The following is a 21956-nucleotide window of genomic DNA, read 5'->3' as shown; positions in this document are numbered from 1 at the left end:
AATGCGCCGGGTCGAAGCACCGATCGAGGAGGTCGCCGCTCGGGCCTATCGCATACCGACCGATGCGCCCGAGGCGGACGGCACCTTCGCCTGGGAGCGCACGACCCTCGTCACGGTCGAGATCGCCGCCGGCGGAAGGACCGGGCTGGGCTATACCTACTCGACGCTCGCTGCCGTGCCTCTGATCGCCTCGACCCTGGCTCCTGTTCTCATGCAGGAGGACGCCTTTGCCATTCCGCGTCTCTGGCAGGCAATGGTGGCGCAGATGCGCAATCTGGGTTCGCGAGGGATCGCGGCGACGGCAATCTCCGCGGTCGATGTCGCTCTCTGGGATCTCAAGGCGCGCCTTCTGGGGATTCCTCTGGCGCAGCTGTTCGGTCAGGCGCGGGATGAGGTGCCGGTCTACGGAAGCGGCGGCTTCACGACCTATTCCCACGACCGCCTCAAGGAGCAGCTGGGTCGCTGGGTGCACGAGGATGGCTGCCGCTTCGTGAAGATGAAGATCGGCAGCGAGCCCAGGAAGGACATGGACCGCATGACGCTGGCAAAGGAGGCGATCGGCGATGCCGCCTTGATGATCGATGCCAATGGCGCCTTCGACCGCAAGGAGGCGTTGATGTTTGCCGAGCGCGCCGCCGACCTCGGCGTGATCTGGTTCGAGGAGCCGGTCTCCAGCGACGATCTCGACGGCCTGCGGCTCCTGCGGGACCGGGCTCCGGCCCCCATCGAGATTGCCGCCGGCGAATACGGATACGACTCGTTCTATTTCAAGCGGATGATGGATGCGGGCGCCGTCGACGTGCTCCAGGCGGATGCGACCCGGTGCTGCGGTTATACCGGGTTCCTGAAGGCCGCGGCCCTGGCCGATGCCCAGCCGCTGCCGCTGTCTGCGCATACCGCACCCGCGCTCCATCTCCCCGTCTGCTGTGCGGCCCCGCGGCTGCGTCATGTGGAGTGGTTCCACGATCACGCCCGCATCGAGCAGATGCTCTTCGATGGAGCGCCGGTAGCCAAGCACGGGGTCATCGGGCCGGATCTGTCGCGGCCCGGCCACGGACTTACGTTCAAGCACGCGGATGCCGAACGCTTCGCGGTATGAGCCGCGATCGGAATGCGAGAGGAGGTGCCTCTTGGCGAATGTGCTGAAGACGGATTCCCGCCGCTCCCTACAGGAGCGTCGACGCCGGTGGACGCCGGGCGGTAGGATCAAGAGCGCCTCGATCCCCGCGCCCGATCCGGACACCCTCGTGCGCGAACTGAAAGCCGCCATCCAGGGCGAGGTGCGCTTCAGCAACGGCGACCGGGCGCTCTATGCCACCGATGCGTCCAATTACCGTCAGGTCCCGATCGGCGTCGTCGTGCCGAAGACGACCGAGGATGTGGTCAAGGCGGTGGAGGTCTGCCGCAGGCACGAGGTGCCGCTCGTGGCCCGAGGGGGCGGCACGAGTCTGGCAGGTCAGACCTGCAACACGGCCGTGGTGATCGACTTCTCGAAATACCTCAACCGCATTCTCGAGCTCGATCCGGAGCGGCGGCGGGCCAGGGTCGAACCGGGCTGCATTCTCGATGCCCTTCGGGACGCGGCCGAGCGCCACCATCTGACCTTCGGACCGGACCCCGCCACGCACAGCCACAACACCCTGGGAGGGATGATCGGCAACAATTCCTGCGGGGTGCATTCGGTCCAGGCGGGACGTACCGCCGACAATGTCGAGGCGCTGGACATCCTGACCTATGACGGCCTGCGCCTCAGCGTCGGCCCCACCAGCGATTCCGAACTGCGCTCCATCCTGGCGGCGGGTGGGCGGCGGGCGGAGATCTACCGGAGTCTCGACGCCTTCCGGCGCCGGTATGCCGACCTGATACGGGAGCGTTTCCCGAAAATTCCGAGACGGGTCTCGGGCTATGCCGATCTCGACAAGCTGCTGCCGGAGAACGGCTTCGATATCGCCAAGGCTCTCGTCGGAACGGAAGGCACCTGCGTCACCATGCTCGGAGCGACGCTCACGCTCGTTCCGAGCCCGCGCGAGCGCGTTCTCGTGATCATCGGTTTTCCCGACATCTTCCAGGCTGCCGATATGGTGCCGCGGATCCTGGAGCACGAGCCGCTGGCCGTGGAGGGAATCGACCACTTCCTCGTGGACTCGATGCTGCGCAAGCACCTGCACGAGAGCGACATGAATCTTCTGCCGCAGGGCTGCGACTGGCTGGTGGTGGAGTTTGGCGGCGAGACCGAAGAGGAAGCCGCCGAGAAGGGGCGGCGGCTCGTCGCGCAGTTCGAGGCTCTGCCGCACGCGGAGGCCAAGTTGATCTGCCGGGACGAGGCGGAGGAGCGGATCTGGGCGGTGCGACGGGCGGGGCTTCCCGGCAGCGCCTACGTGCCCGACAGGCCCGAGACCTGGGAGGGGTGGGAGGACACCGCCGTGACGCCGGAAAGCCTCGGCGATTACCTGCGCGATCTGAAGGCCCTCTTCGACAAATACGGCTACATCTCGCCCATGTACGGCCATTTCGGCGATGGTCTGGTCCATTGCCGCGTCAGTTTCGATCTCGACAGCGAGGAGGGGATCGAGACCTGGCGTCGCTTTCTCGACGAAGCTGCCGATCTCGTGGTGCGTTACGGCGGATCCCTGTCGGGGGAACATGGCGATGGTCAGTCCCGCGCGGATCTGCTGGAAAAGATGTACGGGCCGGAGCTGATCCAGGCCTTCCGCGAGTTCAAGGCCATCTGGGATCCGCAGGGCAGGATGAATCCTGGCAAGATCGTGGATCCCTACCCGATCACGTCCAACCTGCGGCTCGGCCCGAGCTATCGGCCGCCGAAGCTCGACACCCACTTCCACTTCGAGGAGGAGGGCGGCTTCCAGGGTGCGGTCGAGCGCTGCGTCGGCGTCGGCAAGTGCCGCCGCCACGACAGCAAGGACCAGGTGATGTGCCCGAGCTACCTCGTGACCCACGAGGAAAAGAGTTCGACCCGTGGCCGGGCCCGCATGCTGTTCGAGATGCTGCACGGCGGGCCGCTGACGAAAGGCTGGCGCAGCGACGAGGTCGAGGATGCGCTCAAGCTCTGCCTGGCCTGCAAGGGCTGCAAGAGCGATTGTCCCGTCAACGTGGACATGGCGACCTACAAGGCCGAATTCCGCGCCCATTACTACAAGCGGCGGCTGCGTCCGCGCTCGGCCTATACGATGGGGTTGATCTATTGGTGGGCCCGGCTGGGCTCGAAGACGCCGCGACTCGCCAACCTCACCACCCAGATGCCGCTGCTGCGCAATGTCACCAAGGCATTGGGCGGCATCCATCAGCAGCGAACCATGCCTGCCTTCGCCCACCAGACCTTCACGGATTGGTTCAGGCGTCGCCGCAACCCGCCGACGGATCGGCCCCGGGTTCTGCTCTGGCCCGACACCTTCAACAACTTCTTCCGCCCCGAGACGGCAATCGCCGCCACGCGGGTGCTGGAGGCCATGGGTTATGAGGTCACGATCCCCGACCGCCCCCTGTGCTGCGGTCGTCCGCTCTTCGATCAGGGGATGCTGCCCACGGCGAAGCGGCTGTGGCGGCAGACCATGAGGACCCTTCATGCGGAGATCGAGGACGGCACCCCCATCGTCGGCCTCGAACCGGCCTGCGTCGCGGCCTTCAAGGATGAACTCACGGGCCTTTTCCCGGACGATCCCCGTGCCAGGCGGTTGAAGGAGCAGACGGTCTTCTTCAGCGACTTTCTTTGTCAGCAGGCCGAGGAGCTGAACGTCGCGAGAGGCGGCGGCAGGGCCTATGTGCAGATCCACTGCAACCAGCATGCAGTCATCAAGACCGAAGGCGAGCGCCACCTGCTCGACAGCCTCGGTCTCGACTACCGCTTCCTGCCGTCCGGCTGCTGCGGCATGGCAGGGGCCTTCGGGTTCGCGGCCGAGACCTACGATGTCGGTCTCGCGGCCGGTGAAAGGGTGCTGCTGCCGATGGTGCGGGAGGCGGATGAGGATGTGCTGATCCTGGCAAACGGGTTCAGCTGCCGGGAGCAGATCGAGCAGGGGACCGGCCGTCAGACGCTCCACGTCGCCGAACTGGTGGAGAAGTTCTGCGACCTGTGAGCCTTGGACAAGGCCTATGCCTCGCGCGCCAAGGCGCTTTCATGCCATCGCCGCAGCAGGAAGTGGGCGAAGGCGGAGAGGAGAAGGAAGACGATCACGCCCGTCAGCGCCAGGAGCACGAGAGCCGCGAAGAGGCGCGGGATGTTGAGCCGGTACTGGCTCTCGATGATGCGGTAGGCGAGACCCGATCCCGCTCCCGCCGAGCCTGCCGCCATCTCGGCGACGACGGCGCCGATCAGGGAAAGGCCGCCGGCGATGCGCAGTCCGGTGAGAAAGGCGGGCAGGGCCGCCGGGCGGCGCAGGATCCAGAGCGCCCTGAGACGCGCGCGGAAGCGTGTCCAAGGGGTCTGCAGGGGCGAGGTGCCGTAGAGCTCGAAAAGCTCCAGCAGGTTCCTGTCGACGGAATGGAGGCCCAGCATCGTGTTCGACAGGATAGGGAAGAATGCCACCAGCCACGCGCAGGCGAGCACGGCCGCATCCTGCGGCATGTAGATCAGGAGCAGGGGTGCGATGGCGATGACCGGCGTGACCTGCAGCACCACGGCGAAGGGATAGAGCGAATATTCCACGATCCGCGACAGGCTCAACAGAACCGCCAGAGCCACGCCGCCGACGACGGCCAGGATCAGGCCCAGGAGCGTGGTCTTAAGGGTGGTCAGCAGGGATGCCGACAGAAGCGGCCAATCCGCGACCATCGTCCGCAGGATGAGGCTCGGGGCAGGCAGGATGTAGGGCGGCACGGCAGCGGCGCGGATATAGATCTCCCATGTCCCGACCGCGATGGCGAGGACGGCTGCCGGCAGCAGCAGCCTGAGGAAACCGCGTGGCGTGACATTCGCCGGTTTCATGACGATGCACCGGCAATGGGCGCTTCGAGCTGCCGCGAAATCCGCCGGCACAGCTCGGCATAGCGGGCGCTCGTACGGAAGTCCGTGCCGCGCTCGTTGCGCGCAGTGCCCTCGATTTCGGCGACGATCCGGCCCGGCCGCGGCGACATGATCGCGATGCGGTTGGAGAGATAGGCGCTCTCGTAAATGGAGTGGGTCACGAACACGACGGTGCAGCCCAACTCGCCCTGGAGCCGCAGGAGGTCGTCGTTCAGCCTGAACCGCGTGATCTCGTCGAGGGCTGCAAAGGGCTCGTCCATCAGCAGCAGGCGCGGCTTGAGGCTGAGGGCTCTCGCGATGGAGACGCGCATCTTCATGCCGCCGGAGAGTTCGCGAGGATAGGCTGCGGCGAAGCCTTCAAGGCCGACGAGGGCGAGAGCAGCCGCGATGCTCCCGGCCGCATCGCGCCTCGAGACGCCGCGCAGGCGCAAGGGGAGCCATACATTGTCGGCCACGTTGGCCCAGGGCATCAGGGTCGGCTCCTGGAAGACGAAGCCGATCTCGCCCCGGTGGTCCTGCGCCGCGGCGCCCGGCCAGGCGACGGATCCGCTCGTCGGATGCGCGAGGCCGGCGATGATCCGCAGGGCCGTCGACTTGCCGCATCCCGAGGGGCCGAGCAGAGAGAGAAGCTCGCCCGGCCGCACGTCAAGATCGAGATCGGACAGGGCGGTGACGCCGCTGGCGAAGACCTTGGTCACGCCTTGCAGGCAAACGAGGGACGGGACGGCCTCGGTCATCGCTCGCGGCAGGGCCGCCACTCCTAGTGCCGCAGGTTCAGCCCGACGCCCTTGTTCACGAACCGGAGCGTATAGGCCTTCTTGTAGTCGAGATCGGCCTTGAACAGGCCCGCCTTCACCATCTTGTCGAAGAAGTCCTTCATGCGCGCATCCGTCATGGCGCCGATGCCGAGGGTCGCGGTGTCGCCGGAATCGACGATGCCGTGCTCCTTCATCTTGGCAACCGAATAGGCCAGGAGCTCGTCGGTCATCTCGGGATTGTCGCGCTTGATCAGCGCGTTCGCCTCGGCATTGTCGCCATAGAGATAATTGTACCAGCCGATCGTGGAGGCATCGACGAAGCGCTGCACCAGGTCGGGGTTCTTCTCCACCACCTCGCGCCGCGTCTCGACCGTCGTCGAGTAGGTGCTGAAGCCGTGATCCGCGAGGAGGAACACGTTGGGCTTGAAGCCCGCCGCCTTCTCGATGGTGAGCGGCTCGGAGGTGACGTAACCCTGCTGGACGGCCTTCTTGTTGGCCATGAAGGGAGCCGGGTTGAAGCCGTAGGGCTTCACCTGCTCGTCCTTGAAGCCGAATTCCGCTTTCATCCATTGATAGAAAGTGGCGAAGCCGTCCTTCGAGAGGAGGATGTCGTTGGATTTCTTGAGGTCCGGAAACGTGTCGAAACCCTGCCCCGGATGGCTCAGGAGCATCTGGGGCTCCTTCTGGAAATGCGCGGCGACAACGACCGTCGGGATGTCCTTTTCGACCGCCGAGAAGGCCTGGATCATGCTGCCGCCCATATAGAAGTCGAGCTTGCCGACCGTCATGAGCATGCGGTTGTTGGCGCGCGGGCCGCCGGGCACGATGGTGACCTTGAGGCCGTACTTCTCGTAGGTCCCGTCCGCGACCGCTTGATAATAGCCGCCGTGCTCTCCTTGCGCGATCCAGTTCGTCCCGAAGGTCACCTCGGTCAATGGCTGCTGCGCCAGGGCGCGATCCGCGCCCCAGCCGAGACAAAGGGCCAACATTCCAGCCAGGCAAGCATTCGGCTTCATGCGCAGCAATCCCTCATCCGGCAGGAGATCCGCCGTTCATGCCAGCTTCTGCGCGCTCCGAATGCCCTTGGCAAGATCTCCTGCCGCCGGAACGATCAATCGACGGACCAGGGATAGGTCCAGGTTTCGGTCAGGGTCCGGTTCCCGGCCTTGAGGAATGCCCGCAGATCGGTGGACTGTCCCGGCTCGAGCTTCACGTCGATGGCGGCCCGGAAGCCCTTGGTGTGATCGTTGGGAACGATGAAGGTGTGGGTGATCGTCCCGGCCGAGGTGGAGGGGACGAGCTGCACCTGTCCCGGGTCGCCCAGGTAATAGGGCAGGTTCCCGCCCGCGAAGTCGATGATGAAGCGGCGGTGGGTCGGATCGCTCGGGGCGTTCGTGCCGCTGGCGCGGGGAGGAGCCTGGAAGGTGTTGATGGCCTTGCCTCCCGGGTGCATCCCTCCGACCGCCGCCACGGCGCGGAGCCGATAGGAAATGGCGATCTCCTGTCCCGGCTCGTATGGCTGGTTCGGCTGCCAATAGGCGACGATGTTGTCGTGGGTCTCGTCCGGCGTCGGGATCTCGACCAGTTCCACCTGACCCTCGCCCCAGTTGCCCATGGGCTCGACCCAGTAGCCGGGCCGCTTGTGGTAATAGGCTTCGAGGTCCTGATAGTTCTCGAAGACCCGGTCGCGCTGCATCAGGCCGAAGCCGCGCGGGTTGTTGTCCTGGAACGACGAGATCGTCTTGCGCTCGGGGTTGCGCAGGGGGCGCCAGATCCATTCGCCGGCGCCCGACTGGATCAGGAGCCCGTCCGAATCATGGAGTTCGAGCCGGAAATCGTCCGTCTGGTGCCGGTCGTTCTCACCCTCGAAGTACATGGAGGTGAGGGGGGCGAGACCCACATTCGGGATGCTCTGCCGGGGGAACAGCGTGGCGGTCACCTCGACGGTGGTTTCCTTCGAGGGGTAGATGTGGAAGCGGTAGGCCCCGGCCACGGAGGGGCTGTCGAGCAGGGCGAAGACCGTCGCCCGCTCGGCGTGGGGCTTGGGCATTTCGACCCAGAACTCGCGGAAATGCGGGAACTCCTCCGCCTCGCCGCCTTCCACATTGATGGCCAGTCCCCGGGCGGAGATCCCATATTTCTGATCCATGCCGAGGAAGCGGAAATAGCTGGCGCCCAGGAAGGCGATCACCTCGTCGAGGACCTTCGGGTCGTTGAGCGGGTAATGGAGGCGGAAGCCCGCAAAGCCCAGATTGACCGGCAGCGGTCGTTCGATGCGGTTGCGGCCGTAATTGAACAATTCCCGCTGATAGGGGACCGGCGTCGGCACCCCGTCCCGCAGCACGTTCACCGTAACAGGGCGGCGATAGAGGAAGCCGAGATGGAACAGCTGCATCCGGAACGGTCCGCCCGCGCTTCCCAGGAGGGCCCGGTCGGGATTGAAGCGGATGTCCCGGTAATCGTCGAAGCTGAGCGCGTTGAGAGGCTCCGGAAGCTGGGCCGGAGGGGCCTCGTAGGGAGCCCTGGAGAGCTCGCGCGCCCGGCTGACCACATCCTCGTAGCGGAAGGGATTCGGGCCGGGAACGCCGTTCGGCTGGGCCAAGGCGGGCATGGCGGCGGTGGCCAGGAGACTTTGCAGCAGGGTCCTGCGGGAGAGAATCGTCATGGGCAGCGGAAACTGTTTCTTTTTGAGCTGGAACGGGCCGGCAGAGTCCCAATATAGGGCTTGAGCGGACGTCCTTGAGCCCCCGGCACTTAATGAAGGCTGAACGGCTCCTCTTAGGAAAGGATGCCGATCCTGCGGGCTAAAAAAACCTGAAAAAGGTCCCCAAAAGGACTTGTGGTCCGGGGGCATTAAGCTTATTTGAGTCTTGCCCAATTTCGCACGTGCCTGTGGTCGCGTGCCGGTTGGTGGGCATCCGGACAAGAGGCCGGACAGCCGCCCGAGAACGACCTAGTTCTCGATACCCCTAACCGGCAGCCGGAGGCGAAACCGGCGTACCTCGTTCTCAACGGGGGACGTGACTTAAAGCAACGACGAACGGGCTTTTTTGGTCTCGTTGGCCCTCCAAAGGTCAGCACCGAAGAGGCTTGTTTATCATTGCCGCGCGTGCGGACAGGGGACTCCCCTTTCCAATCCAAGGCAGCATCGTCGGGTGAAGAACCCATTGCCTTATCGTGTCTCCATCGCACGAGAGCGCAATGTCGTCTTCCCTCGCTGACGCCGGACGGTTCGCCGTCTGAACTTCAATCCGAGGCCTGAAGAGCCTCCATTGAACCTTTGGTGGGGAGAGCGCCATGACTGAGCGCATTCGTGAATTTCTGCGCAACCGACGCGAGGATGGCCCGTGCGTGGTCGTCGATCTCGACATCGTGCGCGACAACTACTCGAAGTTTGCCCGTGCGCTGCCCGACACGCGTGTCTTCTACGCCGTGAAGGCCAATCCTGCGCCCGAGGTGCTGAAGGTCCTGGCCGAGATGGGCTCGTGCTTCGACACGGCCTCCGTCGTCGAGATCGAGCTCGCGCTCGCCGCCGGCGCCACGCCGGACCGGATCTCCTTCGGCAACACGATCAAGAAGGAGCGCGACATCGCCCGCGGTCTCGAACTCGGCGTGCGCCTGTTCGCGGTCGATTGCGAGGCGGAGGTCGAGAAGATCGTCCGCGCCGCGGCTCTGGTGGGCGTGCCCTCCGGCGAGGTGAAGGTGTTCTGCCGCATCCTGTGCGACGGCGCCGGCGCCGAATGGCCGCTCTCGCGCAAGTTCGGCTGCGTGCCGGAGATGGCGGTCGACGTGCTGGAGCATGCCTACCGGAACGGGCTCGAGGCCTATGGCGTCTCGTTCCATGTCGGCTCGCAGCAGCGCAACACGGAAGCGTGGGATCAGGCCCTCGGCTCTGCCTCCACGATCTTCCGGGAATGCGCCGATCGCGGCATCCACCTGTCGATGGTCAACCTCGGCGGCGGGTTCCCGACGAAGTACCTGAAGACGGTCCCGATGGTCGAAGCCTATGGCGAGTCGATCTTCCGGGCGCTGTCCAAGCACTTCGGCAACCGTCTCCCCGAGACGATCATCGAGCCGGGCCGCGGCATGGTCGGCAACGCCGGCATCATCGAGGCTGAGGTCGTCCTCATCTCGAAGAAGAGCCAGGACGAGGACGAGGTGCGCTGGGTCTACCTCGACATCGGCAAGTTCGGCGGCCTCGCCGAGACGATGGACGAGTCGATCCGCTACCCGATCCGCAGCGAGCGCGACGGCGACCGCAAGGTTCCCTGCGTGCTTGCCGGCCCGACCTGCGACTCGGCCGACGTTCTCTACGAGAAGGAGCCCTATCCGCTCCCCATCTCGCTGGAGATCGGCGACAAGGTGCTGATCGAAGGCACGGGCGCCTACACGACCACCTACTCGGCGGTCGCGTTCAACGGCTTCCCGCCGCTGAAATCCTACGTGATCTAATTCACGTCCCGCCTGCCTCAGCCCTGAGGCAGGCACCAACCCCCCAAAAGTTGTCCCGGACGGCCTGCCCGGCATGGGCAGGTGCGAGGGCTGTCGCTCACCCCACGCTTGGGAGGCCACGGCCATGATCACGATCCGCGAAGAAACCTTCCGCGATGTCGAAGCGCGCGAGGCGCTTCTCGATGCCTGCTTCGGACCGGAGCGGTTCCAGAAAACCTGCGAGCGCCTGCGCGAGGGCCGGCGCCCGGCGGAGGGCTTGTCCCTCGTCGTCGAGCAGAACGGCGCCCTGGTCGGCACCGTTCGCCTCTGGCACGTCTCCGCGGGGCCGAACCGTCCTGCCCTGATGCTCGGCCCGATCGCCGTCGATCCGTCCCTCCAGGGGCTGGGGCTCGGCGGCAAGCTTATGCGCGAGGCCTTGAAGGAGGCGGATGCCCGCGGCCACGGGGCGGTGCTGCTGGTGGGCGATGCGCCCTATTACGAGCGCTTCGGCTTCTCGACGGAGAAGACGCAGGCCCTGTGGATGCCCGGCCCCTACGAGCGCAGCCGCTTCCTGGCGCTGGAACTGAAGGCCGGCGCCCTCGACGGCGCGCGGGGCCTGGTCTCGGCGACCGGCGAGCCGGAGCAGAAGCCGGATCTCGCGGCTCTGGTCGCGGCGGCCGCGCAGAGCCTGTGGACCGGCATGCGCCCGGCGGCCTAGCGGGCCGATCCTTCCGAGGGCCGCAGAGGCTCGGCCCTCGGATTAGGAAGCGTGAAGGTGACGGCGGCGGCGGCGATCAGGTAGGCGGCGAAGCCCAGGGCCACCGCGTCGATTCCGACACCGATATCGAAGAGGGGGCCGGCTACGACCGGCCCCGCGGCCGACGCGATCACCATGATGGCTCCGGCGAGCGCACGGATCTTGCCCAGATGCCGTGTGCCGTAGATCTCCGCCAGAACCGCCGCGATCACCACATTGGTGCAACCCGCCGTCAGGCCGATCAGGCTGAAGAACAGGAGCGGCACGAAGGGACCGCTGGCGGTGGCCAGCGTAACCGACGCGAGGATCATGCCGACGAGATAGAAGTGACTGAGCCGCACGGCCCCGAACCGGTCGGCGAGTGTGCCCGCCGTCATGGTCACGGCGACGGAAACCAGCGCGAAAACGGTGATGCCGGTGGCCAGCAGTTCCAGGGGCCATCCCTTCGCCTCCGCGATGAAACGCTGATGAAAGAGATAAGCCGTCATGATCGCCGGATAGCCGATCATCGTGGGAATGAGAGCCAGGAAGCGCCAGTCGCGCAGGGTGTCGATCCAGCGGGGCCCTGCCTCGTGGGGCTCGCTCGCGCTCGACGCGTCCGGGAGACTCGAACCGCGGGCTTTGAGGAAAGGGCTGAGAGCCCAGCCGATGGCGAGGCATGCGAGCGCGACCAGCGCGGCGGTTCTCCAGGTGCCGGTCCATCCGAGGGAGGCGATCAGGGCGACCGCGATGGCGGGAAACACCGCTTCTCCTCCCGAGAAGCCGAGGGTCGCCACGCTGACGGCCCTGCCGCGGATGCCGGCGGGCAGGCGGGCCGTGCTCATGATGCCCGCATGGCTCAGCATTCCCTGTCCGAACAGGCGCAGGAAGAACAGGCTCAGGCCCAGCACGAGCAAGTTCGGAGCAACCGACAGGCTGGCGGCCGCCGCCGCAAGGCCCAGCAGGGCGACGGTCGCATAAAGAGGAATGCTGACGCGATCGATCAGGCTGCCGATCCAGATCATCAGGATGCCCGACGCCAGCGTGGCGAGCGAATAGATGAGCCCGAACCCTCCATGGGTAAGCCCGAAGGCATTGCGGATATTGGGGCCCGACAGCGAAATGAAGAAGGTCTGACCGAAGGAGGACACGAAGGTCAGTGCGAAGCCGAGCCCGATGGCGCGCCAGTGGTGTTTCAGAAGATCATGGAATGTCATCGGGTCGGGCCGGATTGGATGAGGTTGAACGCCGATCATGAAGCTTTGTTGCATGATGTCGAGGCGGATACGCGCATGGCAGGGCTGCTCCTGTCATCAGGTCTTCGCCATCCGCAGGGGAATTTGCCCTCCGGCGCATGTTGGAAGCCCCAGGCATTGACCCCGAGGGCTCGTCAATCCTAGATGCCGCCCACATCCGTTGTCCGGCGTTGAGCCGCCCCACTTCCTGCCGCAAGGAGACAGATTCGATGAGCGCTTGGCCCATCCATGCCCGTATTACCGGCCCCATCGTGATGATCGGCTTCGGATCGATCGGCAAGGGAATGCTGCCTCTGATCGAGCGGCATTTCGAATTCGACAAGAACCGCTTCGTCGTCGTCGATCCCGTCGATACCGACCGCAGCATGCTCGACGTGCGCGGCATCACCCTCGTCAACAAGGCCCTCGCGCGGGAGAACTACCGCGAGATCCTCACCCCGCTTCTCACCGAGGGTGGTGGGCAAGGCTTCTGCGTGAACCTGTCGGTCGATACCTCCTCGCGGGACATCATGGAGCTGTGCCGGGAGATCGGGGCTCTCTACATCGACACCGTGGCCGAGCCCTGGGCCGGGTTCTATTTCGACAAGAGCGCCGGCCCCGCGGCCCGCACCAACTACATGCTCCGCGAGAACATCCTCGATGCCCGCCGTCAGTCGCCGGGCGGCCCCACGGCGGTGAACTGCTGCGGCGCGAATCCGGGCATGGTGTCCTGGTTCGTCAAGCAGGCGCTCCTCAACATCGCCAAGGATACCGGCCTCGACCACGAGGAGCCGAAGACCCGCGAGGATTGGGCGCGGCTCATGCAGCGCGTCGGCGTGAAGGGCATCCACATCGCCGAGCGCGACACCCAGCGTTCGGAAAACCCGAAGCCCATGGGCGTGTTCGTGAACACCTGGTCCGTCGAGGGCTTCGTGTCGGAAGGCATGCAGCCGGCGGAGCTCGGCTGGGGCACCCATGAGAAGTGGATGCCCGAGAACGGCCGCACCCACGACAAGGGCTGCGGAGCCGCGATCTACCTGCTCCAGCCCGGCGCCAACACCCGGGTGCGCTCCTGGTGCCCGACGCCCGGGCCGCAATACGGCTTCCTCGTCACGCATAACGAGGCGATCTCGATTGCGGACTATTTCACCGTCCGCGACGGCGACAAGGCCGTCTACCGTCCGACCTGCCACTACGCCTATCATCCCTCGAACGACGCGGTTCTGTCGCTGCACGAGATGTTCGGGAACGAGGGCAAGGTGCAGGAAAAGCACCACATCCTCACCGAGGACGAGATCCAGGACGGCGCCGACGAGCTCGGCGTTCTGCTCTACGGCCACGGCAAGAACGCCTATTGGTACGGCTCGCAGCTCTCCATCGAGGAGACCCGCAAGCTCGCGCCCTATCAGAACGCGACCGGTCTCCAGGTCACCTCAGCCGTGCTCGCCGGCATGGTCTGGGCGCTGGAGAATCCGGATGCGGGGATCGTCGAAGCGGACGACATCGACTTCCGGCGCTGCCTCGAGGTCCAGACGCCCTATCTCGGACCCGTCGTCGGCGTCTACACGGACTGGACGCCCCTCGACGACCGCCCGGGCTTCTTCCCGGAGGACATCGACACCTCCGATCCGTGGCAGTTCCGGAACATTCTGGTGCGGTAAAACCGTTCATTGTCATCCCGGCCGCCCGATGCGGCCGGGACCGACAGACGAGGAAGACAGGCATGCCCCATTTCGAGGAATTCTACGCCGACAAGCTCCGGGGCTCTCTCGGGGTCACGGACGCGGAATCCGTTCTCGACCTGCGCGAGGCGTCGCGGGAGCAGGCGGCGGCCTCGATTCAGGACATGCTGGAAAGAAGCCGTTTCGCCCAGAGCAAGACGGTCGCGATCCGGCTCTCGCCCCCGCCGGAAGGGGGCGGGGAAACCCTCTTCCAGCCGATCGGCAAGGCCCTGCTGGAGGCCAAGAAACGCGGCTGGATCGAGCGGCTGCAGACCCTTCCCGCTCAGGACGGGCTGGGCTTCTACATCGTGCTGGCCGGAAAGCCGGAGAAGGCCTGATCAGGCCCGGGCCGGGCCCCGTGACCGGGGCCGCCTGAGAAGGCTGCGCAGGAATCCACCGAGCAGCAGGATAGCGCCCCAGACCGCCACGAACCCGGCAGCCGCCGAGAGGATTCCCTCCTCCGTCACCGGCACGGCCGGCTCGAAATCGCGATAGGTGGCCTCCATGAGGTCCCGGTCGCCGTTGCGCACCATCAGGGCGATGCGGGAGAAGGGGCCGGCCTCGATCATCGCCTGGCGATGGGCCTCCAGCCGGTCCAGGCGCTCCACGTTGCCCTGCATGGCCGCGCCCTGGCGGGTGACGAAGCTGTCCGCATTGTTGCGCAGGCGGAGAATGGCGCTGTCCCGGGTCTCGCCGCTCGCTGCGGCATCCGCATCGAAGCGCGTGACGACCTGCCGGAGCTCGTCCACCGCGCCGCCGAGGCGCTGGCGGTACTGCTGGGAATATTCAGGACCCTGGGAGGCCACGAGCCCGCCCAGCAGGCCGAACCCGAATGCGACGATGCGGACAATCCTGGGCAAACGACACCTCCTCAGAGATCAAGAGCGTCGCTGATATCTTGTTCCACGACCTCGTCCAGGGCCTTGGCGACCTTGTAGGCGCGGGTTCTCGCACCCGGCTCCATCACGAGGATCACGGTCTCCATGCCCGGGCAGGCGGGGTCGGCGCAGACGATCTCGTTGACGGAAAGGACCGTCTCGGGCGACGCCCGAAGGGCCTTGCGGGCCCAGCCTTTGACCCGCTCCACGGCCTCCCGGTCGACCTTCTGCCGACCGAACGCATTCCGCAGGAGCGCTCCGAAACCCGCCATGGCCGGCCTTTAGGCGGGAAGGGTCAGAATGCCGGCCTGGCCGTCCGCGCAGCCGAAGGCAAGCCGCCTGCCGGCCTTGTCCCAGGCCATGGCGGTGATGCCGCTGTCCTTGACGGCGGGACGCACCAGCAGCTCCGAGGCATCGGCCATGCGGATGAGAAGGATGCAGCCGTCCTCGTAGCCGACCGCCAGCACGTAGGTGTTGGGATGGAAGGCGACGCGGCTGACCTTGGCGTGGCGCACACCGCATTCCCGCGGCTGCTTGCCCATCGGGCCTTCCTTCGACTCGAAGGGCCACACGATGGCGGCCTCGGCCCCGGAGGTGGCGAGCCATTTGCCGTCATGGGACCAGGAGAAGGAGCGCGTCTTCGACGGGTAGCCGCTCATGCGCATGTGCCCCTTGTCGGGGATCAGGCGCCAGCCGTGCAGGGCGTTCTCCTGCATGGAGGTGACGACGAAGCGGGCATCCGGCGACCAGACGACGTCGAGATGCGAGCCCTTCCATTCCAGCACCTCGGGCTTCGTCTCCACGTTGGGAAACCACAGGGTGGCGCCATTGTAATGCGAGATTGCGAGCCGGTAGCCCTTGGGCGCGAAGGCAAGGCCGCGGGCCGTGGAGGGAACCTCGAGGGTCTTCTCCCGCCCCTTGTCGTCCCGGGCGATCACGCGCTTGCCGGCACCGTAGGCGAAGGCGCCGCCCGGGCTGATCGCCAGCGAGTCGATCCAGGCGCCCTTGGTCTCGGCCAGGGTCCTGGTGCTGCCGTCCGCCCCGGTCACCGCCACGCGGCCGTCGTCGCCGCCGGTGACGAAGCGCTCGCCGTCGCTGGCGCCGACCAGCACGCCCGCATCCGGGTGGGCCTCGGCGCGATGGGTCTCGCCGTCCTTGGCAAGCACGACGCCGCCGTCTCCGAGGCCGAAGGCGGCGGTGCCTTTCAGCCAGCCGAGGGCAGTGACATGCTCACCCGCATCGACAGGGGTGACGCTTTGGGTCAGTGACGGAGCAGTTCCAGCAGTCATTGAGGCGATCCCTTCGGGGGAGCGATAGCACAGGATTGTGGTTCGGCGGCAGTGGGGGGAAACCCACCCGCGTCATTCCGGGGCGGCCCGCAGGGCCGGGCCCGGAACCCATAGCCTCAAACGGCGCGATTCGAAGCGGGACGCCGATCGTCCGATGTTGAAGCGCCGATGTTTATGGGTTCCGGGCTCCGCTGCGCGGCCCCGGAATGACCGAGGTGGTATGTCTTCACGCCGCGCAGGACAGGAACCCCTCGCGGATCGCCTGCTCGTCCAGGTCGCGGCCGATGAACACGACCTTGGAATCGCGCTTCTCGCCCGGCTTCCAGTCGCTCTGGACATCGCCGTCGAGGATCATGTGCACGCCCTGGAAGACGAAGCGCTTCGGCTCGTTCGGAAAGGCCACGATGCCCTTGCAGCGCAGGATGTTCGGCCCCTCGACCTGGGTGAGGTTCGAGATCCACGGCATGAATTTCTCCGGGTCGACCTCGCCGTCGATCTTCACCGCGACGGACTGCATGTCCTCGTCGTGGTGGTGATGGTGGCCTTCCTCCAGGAAGTCGGGCTCCAGCTCGATGATCCGGTCGAGGTCGAAGGCCTTGCGGTCGAGCACCTCCGAGATCGGAATGGCGCAGTTCTGCGTCCGGTGGACCTTGGCATAGGGGTTGATGGCGCGGATGCGCGCCTCGACCTCGTCCAGCTCCTGGGGGCTGACCAGATCGATCTTGTTGAGGATGATCACGTCCGCGAACGCGATCTGGTTCTTGGCCTCCGGCGCGTCCTTCAGGCGGTCCGAGAGCCATTTGGCATCCGCCACCGTCACGACCGCGTCGAGGCGGGCGGTGTCGGACACGTCCTGGTCCATGAAGAAGGTCTGGGCGACGGGAGCGGGGTCGGCGAGGCCGGTGGTCTCGACGATGATGGCGTCGAACTTGCCCTTGCGCTTCATGAGGCCGTCGAGGATGCGGATCAGGTCGCCGCGCACGGTGCAGCAGATGCAGCCGTTGTTCATCTCGAACACTTCCTCGTCGGCGCCGACGACGAGTTCGTTGTCGATGCCGATCTCGCCGAACTCGTTGACGATCACGGCGTACTTCTTGCCGTGCTGCTCGGTGAGGATCCGGTTGAGAAGTGTCGTCTTGCCGGCGCCGAGATAGCCAGTGAGCACGGTGACGGGGATCTTGTCGGACATCGGATGTTCCAAAAAGGCGAAGTTGCGGGTGTCATCCCGGCGGCCTGCCTTCAGGCCGGGAAGGGGATCCGGCGTCCGGCGCGAGCCGTATTCGGATTCCCTTCCCCCGCGCCGCTCGCCGGGAATGACACGCGACGAGCCCGCGAAGGGGATGATCAGCTCGACAAGGCCGAGCTGAAGGCCCTTATATTGTGTCGCATCATGTCAATGTAAGTCCCGGCCGGTCCGCTCGGCTCCGAAAGGGCATCGGAATAGACCTGGCTGCCGACGGCGGCTCCGGTCTCCTTCGCGATGCGCTCCATCAGACGGGCATCGGAGACGTTCTCCACGAAGACGGCCTTGATCTTCTCCTGCTTGATCTGCCGGATGATCTTCGCCACGTCCTTGGCCGAGGCCTCGGAATCGGTGGAGACGCCCTGCGGCGAGATGAACTCGATTCCGTAGGCATCCTCGAAATAGCGGAAGGCGTCGTGGGAGGTGATGATGCGGCGGCGGTCCGCCGGAATCTTCGACACCAGCCCCTTGATCTCCTCCTCGAGCCCGTCGAGCTGCTTGAGATAGGCGGCGGCGTTGGCCTCGTAGACGGCCTTGCCCTCGGGATCGGCCGCGATGAGGGCGTCGCGGATGTTGGTCACGTAGGTCTTCGCGTTGGCGATGCTCTGCCAGGCATGGGGATCGATGCCCGCGTGACTATGACCGTGGCCGTGGCCATGTCCGCCGGCCTCCTCCTTCAAGGGCTTCACGCCCTTGGCGGCTTCGGTCACGGCGGCCTTGGTGCCGGAGGACTTGATGAGCCGGTCGATCCAGCCTTCGAACTTGAGGCCGTTGGTGATGACGACCTTGGCCTCCGTCAGGCGCCGTCCGTCCGCCGGGGTCGGGGAATAGACGTGGGCGTCCCCGTTCGGGCCGACGAGGGTCGTCACCTCGGCCCGGTCGCCGCCGACATTGCGCGCCAGATCCCCGAGAATGGAGAAGGTGGCGACGACTTTCAGCTTGTCGGCGGCCTGGGCCGCGACCGGCAGGGCGGTTCCTGCCAGGGCAAGGCAGCCCAGGACCAGCGAGAGGGCATGTCTGCGAGTCGGCATCGGCGATGGTCCTTCTGTTGCAAAATCAAAGGAAGCGTCAGGCTTCCAGGTGCCTGCCGGGCCATGCGAGCCACAGGAGCCCGCCTTCCCGGCCGAAGATGAGCGAGCCGGCATAGATGATCCCAGCCGCCAGAATGACCGAGGGACCGGCCGGGAGCTCCACATGGAACGACAGGAGCAGGCCGGCGAAGCCCGATACCATCCCGATCACCACGGACAGGATCATCATCATGGTGATGTCGCTGCTCCAGAACCGGGAGGCGGCGGCCGGCAGCATCATCATGCCGACCGCGAGAAGGGTGCCGAGCGCGTGGAACCCACCCACGAGGTTGAGCACCACGAGGCCGAGGAAGATCAGGTGCGTCGGCGTTCCGGCCCGGCTGACCGAGCGCAGGAAGGTGGGATCGACGCATTCCAGCACCAGCGGACGATAGAGAACCGCGAGCGTCAGCACCGTGGCCGACGAAATGCCCGCGAGCAGCAGGAGGGTGCTGTCGTCGAGGGCCAGCACCGTGCCGAAGAGCACGTGCAGCAGGTCCACGTTGGAGCCCCGGAGCGAGACGATCGTGACGCCGAGCGCGAGGGAGAGGAGATAGAAGGCCGCGAGCGACGCGTCCTCCTTCAGGGAGGTGAGCCGCGAGACGAGGCCCGCCGCGACGGCGACGATCACGCCCGCGAACAGCCCGCCGATGGTCATGGCCGGCAGGGACAGGCCGGCGAGAAGATAACCGATGGCGGCGCCGGGAAGGATCGCGTGGGCCATGGCGTCGCCGGTGAGGCTCATGCGGCGCAGCATCAGGAACACGCCGACGGGGCCGCCGCCGAGCGCGATGGCGATCACGCCGACGAGCGCCCGCTGCATGAAGTCGAACTCGGCGAAGGGGCCGTAGAGCATCTCGAACATGTCTGTAACCGTCACGCGGCACCGCGATGGCAGGGGGCTGCGTGGGGATCGTGCGCCTCGACCATCCGGCGGGCCTTCAGGAGGTTCTCCGCGCTCAGGACATCGCTGGTCTCGCCCCATGCCACGGGTTCCCGGGCGATCAGGAGCGTCTGCGGGAAGACCCGCTTCACCGTGTCGAGGTCGTGCAGCACGGCCACGACCGTGCGGGATTCGTCGTGCCAGCGGCGCACCACGTCGAGGAGGTCGGCGGTGGACTTGGCATCGATGGCGGTGAAGGGTTCGTCCAGGAGGATCACGGGGGAATCCTGCAGGAGAAGGCGGGCGAACAGGGCGCGCTGCATCTGTCCGCCGGAGAGGGTGGCAATCGGGCGGCGCTCGAAACCGATGAGGCCGACCGCGTCCAGGGCCTGCTCGACCCGGGCGCGGTCCTTGGCCCCGATGCTGCCGAACAGGCCGGAGCGGGACCAGAGGCCCATGGCCACGAGGTCGTAGACCGAGAGCGGAAACGTGCGGTCGATCTCGGCCGCCTGGGGCAGATAGGCAATGCGCGCATTGGCCGGGCCGGTGAGCCGGATCCGGCCTTCGAGGGGACGCAGGGTGCCGACGATGCCCTTGAGCAGGGTCGACTTGCCGGCGCCGTTGGGGCCAACCACCGCCGTCAGGCTGCCGGGAGCGATCTCCCCGTGCAGATGATGGACGGCGGGCCGCCGGCCGTAGCCGAGGGTCACTTCGTCGAACTGGATCGATGTGGCGGCTGCGGGCATGGTCCTACCCCAGAACCCAGAAGACCAGAAGCCACAAGTCGGCCAGGAGGATCGCGGCCCCTCCGAGACGCTCCCAGGCCGAGAGGCGCAGCAGCGAGAACGTCGGAGCGGCGGCAACCGCCCGATGGGCATGATCGTGATGGTGGTGGCTATGCGGCATACCGTTCAGATAGAACGGATTTTGCTCCCGTTCCAGAGGGCGTATAGTATTTTATACGCATTTTTTGGTTGCATAGCCCGCCGTTCGCAGCCTTAAAAGGCAGGATGGTACTGGTAGAGCCAGGTTTCGCTCAGCACCTCGTCGCCGTTTCGCAGGTAGCCGCGCATCTCGACGGGCTCCGTTCCGGTCACGGTGAGGTCGAACTGGGTGCGCCAATGGCCCGGCACGTTGTTGGGGACGGCCTCTGTCAGGACGTTCGAGAACTCGCCGCGGGATGCGGTGAGAACGGGCTGGGGAATGACGCCATTGGGGAGCTTGGCCAGGGGCGGCCCCAGGAACTCGACCATGAACTTGCGCACGCCCTTAGGGCGTACGGTCCCGGCCTGGCCGCCATTGCCGAAGCGGGTCGCCACGACCCGGGCCAGAGGGGTCGGGTAGGGCTCCTCCGCCGACCAGGACATGCGGTAGCGGAAATCGAAGGACTGCCCCGCCCTGGCCGGCTCCGCCGGCACCCACATGGCCACGATATTGTCGTGGATCTCGTCGTCGGTCGGGATTTCCACGAGCTGGATCGAACCCTTGCCCCAGTTGCCCTGCGGTTCGATCCAGAGGGACGGGCGCCGGTCGTAATAGACGCCGTCGAGATAGTGGTCGAAATTGCGGTCGCGCTGGAGCAGCCCGAAGCCCTTCGGGTTCTCGTCCACGAAGGCCGAGGTGATGATCCGCGGGGGATTGTTGAGAGGGCGCCAGATGCGCTCGCCGCTGCCGGTCCACATGGCAAGGCCGTCGGAATCATGGATTTCCGGGCGCCAGTCGATCGCCGTCGTCTTGGCCTTCTCCGAATACCAGTACATGGAGGTGAGGGGGGCGATCCCGAGGCGGCTCACGTCCTGGCGCAGGAAGACGGCGCTCTCGATATCCATGATGACCGCCGCGGCCCGCTGCATGACGAAGCGGTAGGCGCCCGTGACGCTCGGGCCTTCGAGGAGGGCGAAGACCGTGACCGTGTCCGAGCCCGGCTGCGGGGTGTCGAAATAGACATGGGTGAAGTCCGGGAACTCCTCGTTCTTGCCGTGGACCGCCACGTCCACCGCCAGGCCGCGGGCCGACAGGCCGTACTGATAGAGTTCGCCGATGGCCCGGAAATAGGACGCGCCCAGGAAGGCGACCCAGTCGTTCTTGCGCCAGTCGAGCCTGCCGTTGCGCGATTCCTGGAAGCGGAAGCCTGCGAAGCCCGAGTTTTCCGGCAGTTTCCGCGCCGGGGAATCCGCCGGCATGTCGAAATAGGCGCTGTCGTAGATGATCTCCCGCGCCTGCCGGTCGCTCACCACGTGCATCCGCACGGGCTTCTGGAAGAAGCGCCCCATGTGGAAGAACGTCACCGGAAACTGGCTCGGCCCGTCGGCCCAGAGCGCGAGGTCCGTCTTGAAGCGGATCTTGCCGTGGGCATCGTAGTCGATCTGCTCCAGCACCTCCGGCGAGGGGCGGGGCGGGGCGGAATAGGGCTCCTTCGCCATCTCCCGCGCCCGCCTTTTCAGGGCTTCGAACGAAAACGGAGCGGGCTCGCCCATCTTCAGGCTCTGCTGGGCCAGGGCCTTGGTGGAGAAGCCGGTGGCGGCCAGACCGGCCGTGGCTGTTGCGACTTGGAGAAACTGACGACGGTTGAACATGGAACGACGTATTGACCTGTGGAGACAAGACCCCTACCCACCAAGGCGGCAGGATTAAGACCCTCATAACCTCTTGAGGTTTCGGCGTCAGCCGCCAAAACTAGGCTCACACACAGGCGCCGGAGAACCCGGCGTCGCAAACAGGGAGCTACGCC

Annotated in this window: 20 protein-coding genes; 6 read left to right on the top strand and 14 right to left on the bottom strand. The window is 66.0% G+C overall.

The window, feature by feature from the left end; translation table 11 throughout:
* Nucleotide 1 precedes the first annotated feature (1 nt).
* Together ACFOYU_RS22330 and ACFOYU_RS22325 are read left to right on the top strand one after the other, a co-directional pair.
* Entirely contained in the window at nt 2-1099 is a 1098-nt protein-coding gene (locus ACFOYU_RS22330; RefSeq protein WP_377035279.1) for an enolase C-terminal domain-like protein, read from the top strand.
* Nucleotides 1100-1139: 40 nt separating this feature from the next.
* Nucleotides 1140-4094: an FAD-binding and (Fe-S)-binding domain-containing protein gene (locus ACFOYU_RS22325; protein WP_377035295.1), complete on the top strand. Its 2955-nt coding sequence runs from the start codon at nt 1140-1142 to the stop codon at nt 4092-4094.
* Nucleotides 4095-4108: 14 nt separating this feature from the next.
* On the opposite strand, the gene ACFOYU_RS22320 is transcribed toward ACFOYU_RS22325, so the two are convergent.
* The 4 genes from ACFOYU_RS22320 to ACFOYU_RS22305 form a co-directional block, all read right to left on the bottom strand.
* Nucleotides 4109-4942 (bottom strand): ABC transporter permease, encoded by an 834-nt coding sequence (locus tag ACFOYU_RS22320; protein ID WP_377035278.1) that lies wholly within the window; start codon nt 4940-4942, stop codon nt 4109-4111.
* Nucleotides 4939-5718, bottom strand: coding sequence for an ABC transporter ATP-binding protein (locus ACFOYU_RS22315; RefSeq protein WP_377035277.1), 780 nt, complete (start codon nt 5716-5718; stop codon nt 4939-4941). The genes ACFOYU_RS22320 and ACFOYU_RS22315 overlap by 4 nt, the downstream gene beginning before the upstream one ends.
* Nucleotides 5719-5741: 23 nt before the next feature.
* The gene (locus tag ACFOYU_RS22310; protein WP_377035276.1) at nt 5742-6755 is read right to left on the bottom strand and encodes an ABC transporter substrate-binding protein; all 1014 of its coding nucleotides are present in this window, start codon (nt 6753-6755) and stop codon (nt 5742-5744) included.
* A gap of 95 nt (nt 6756-6850) precedes the next feature.
* Nucleotides 6851-8404, bottom strand: coding sequence for a glucan biosynthesis protein (locus tag ACFOYU_RS22305; protein ID WP_377035275.1), 1554 nt, complete (start codon nt 8402-8404; stop codon nt 6851-6853).
* Nucleotides 8405-9036: 632 nt separating this feature from the next.
* On the opposite strand from ACFOYU_RS22305, the gene ACFOYU_RS22300 reads away from it, so the two are divergent.
* Both ACFOYU_RS22300 and ACFOYU_RS22295 read left to right on the top strand, forming a co-directional pair.
* A complete protein-coding gene (locus ACFOYU_RS22300; RefSeq protein ID WP_377035274.1) occupies nt 9037-10191 on the top strand; it encodes a type III PLP-dependent enzyme in 1155 nt (384 codons plus the stop codon).
* Between the two features lie 124 nt (nt 10192-10315).
* A complete protein-coding gene (locus ACFOYU_RS22295; RefSeq protein ID WP_226742339.1) occupies nt 10316-10888 on the top strand; it encodes a GNAT family N-acetyltransferase in 573 nt (190 codons plus the stop codon).
* On the opposite strand, the gene ACFOYU_RS22290 is transcribed toward ACFOYU_RS22295, so the two are convergent.
* Nucleotides 10885-12123, bottom strand: coding sequence for a nitrate/nitrite transporter (locus ACFOYU_RS22290; RefSeq protein WP_377035273.1), 1239 nt, complete (start codon nt 12121-12123; stop codon nt 10885-10887). The genes ACFOYU_RS22295 and ACFOYU_RS22290 overlap by 4 nt on opposite strands.
* A gap of 248 nt (nt 12124-12371) precedes the next feature.
* Here ACFOYU_RS22290 and ACFOYU_RS22285 point away from each other — a divergent pair, with 248 nt between their 5' ends.
* The gene (locus tag ACFOYU_RS22285; protein ID WP_377035272.1) at nt 12372-13802 is read left to right on the top strand and encodes a homospermidine synthase; all 1431 of its coding nucleotides are present in this window, start codon (nt 12372-12374) and stop codon (nt 13800-13802) included.
* A 62-nt stretch (nt 13803-13864) separates the two neighbouring features.
* The gene (locus tag ACFOYU_RS22280; protein WP_226742336.1) at nt 13865-14200 is read left to right on the top strand and encodes a hypothetical protein; all 336 of its coding nucleotides are present in this window, start codon (nt 13865-13867) and stop codon (nt 14198-14200) included.
* Here the strand turns inward: ACFOYU_RS22280 and ACFOYU_RS22275 are convergent, their stop codons facing one another.
* The 9 genes from ACFOYU_RS22275 to ACFOYU_RS22235 form a co-directional block, all read right to left on the bottom strand.
* Nucleotides 14201-14722 carry a DUF2937 family protein gene (locus ACFOYU_RS22275; protein ID WP_377035271.1) on the bottom strand — a complete coding sequence of 174 codons (522 nt, stop codon included), beginning with the start codon at nt 14720-14722 and terminating at the stop codon, nt 14201-14203.
* Between the two features lie 11 nt (nt 14723-14733).
* Nucleotides 14734-15012, bottom strand: coding sequence for a hypothetical protein (locus ACFOYU_RS22270; protein WP_377035270.1), 279 nt, complete (start codon nt 15010-15012; stop codon nt 14734-14736).
* 9 nt (nt 15013-15021) lie between these two features.
* Complete coding sequence (locus ACFOYU_RS22265) at nt 15022-16029, bottom strand: WD40 repeat domain-containing protein (protein WP_226742333.1); 1008 nt, start codon at nt 16027-16029, stop codon at nt 15022-15024.
* A 226-nt stretch (nt 16030-16255) separates the two neighbouring features.
* The gene (locus tag ACFOYU_RS22260) at nt 16256-17218 is read right to left on the bottom strand and encodes a CobW family GTP-binding protein (RefSeq protein ID WP_377035269.1); all 963 of its coding nucleotides are present in this window, start codon (nt 17216-17218) and stop codon (nt 16256-16258) included.
* A 155-nt stretch (nt 17219-17373) separates the two neighbouring features.
* The gene (locus tag ACFOYU_RS22255; RefSeq protein ID WP_377035268.1) at nt 17374-18303 is read right to left on the bottom strand and encodes a metal ABC transporter substrate-binding protein; all 930 of its coding nucleotides are present in this window, start codon (nt 18301-18303) and stop codon (nt 17374-17376) included.
* 37 nt (nt 18304-18340) lie between these two features.
* Complete coding sequence (locus ACFOYU_RS22250; RefSeq protein ID WP_226742368.1) at nt 18341-19207, bottom strand: metal ABC transporter permease; 867 nt, start codon at nt 19205-19207, stop codon at nt 18341-18343.
* A gap of 11 nt (nt 19208-19218) precedes the next feature.
* Entirely contained in the window at nt 19219-19971 is a 753-nt protein-coding gene (aztA, locus tag ACFOYU_RS22245) for a zinc ABC transporter ATP-binding protein AztA (RefSeq protein ID WP_377035267.1), read from the bottom strand.
* Between the two features lie 4 nt (nt 19972-19975).
* Nucleotides 19976-20131, bottom strand: coding sequence for a hypothetical protein (locus tag ACFOYU_RS22240; RefSeq protein WP_377035266.1), 156 nt, complete (start codon nt 20129-20131; stop codon nt 19976-19978).
* 92 nt (nt 20132-20223) lie between these two features.
* Nucleotides 20224-21801 (bottom strand): glucan biosynthesis protein, encoded by a 1578-nt coding sequence (locus ACFOYU_RS22235; RefSeq protein ID WP_377035265.1) that lies wholly within the window; start codon nt 21799-21801, stop codon nt 20224-20226.
* Between the last annotated feature and the right edge of the window lie 155 nt (nt 21802-21956).

The organism is Microvirga sp. GCM10011540, assembly GCF_042650665.1.
GTDB classification, from domain to species: Bacteria; Pseudomonadota; Alphaproteobacteria; order Rhizobiales; family Beijerinckiaceae; genus Microvirga; species Microvirga lenta.
Note: the sequence above shows the minus strand (reverse complement) of the source record. Positions and strands in the feature narration are given on the sequence as shown.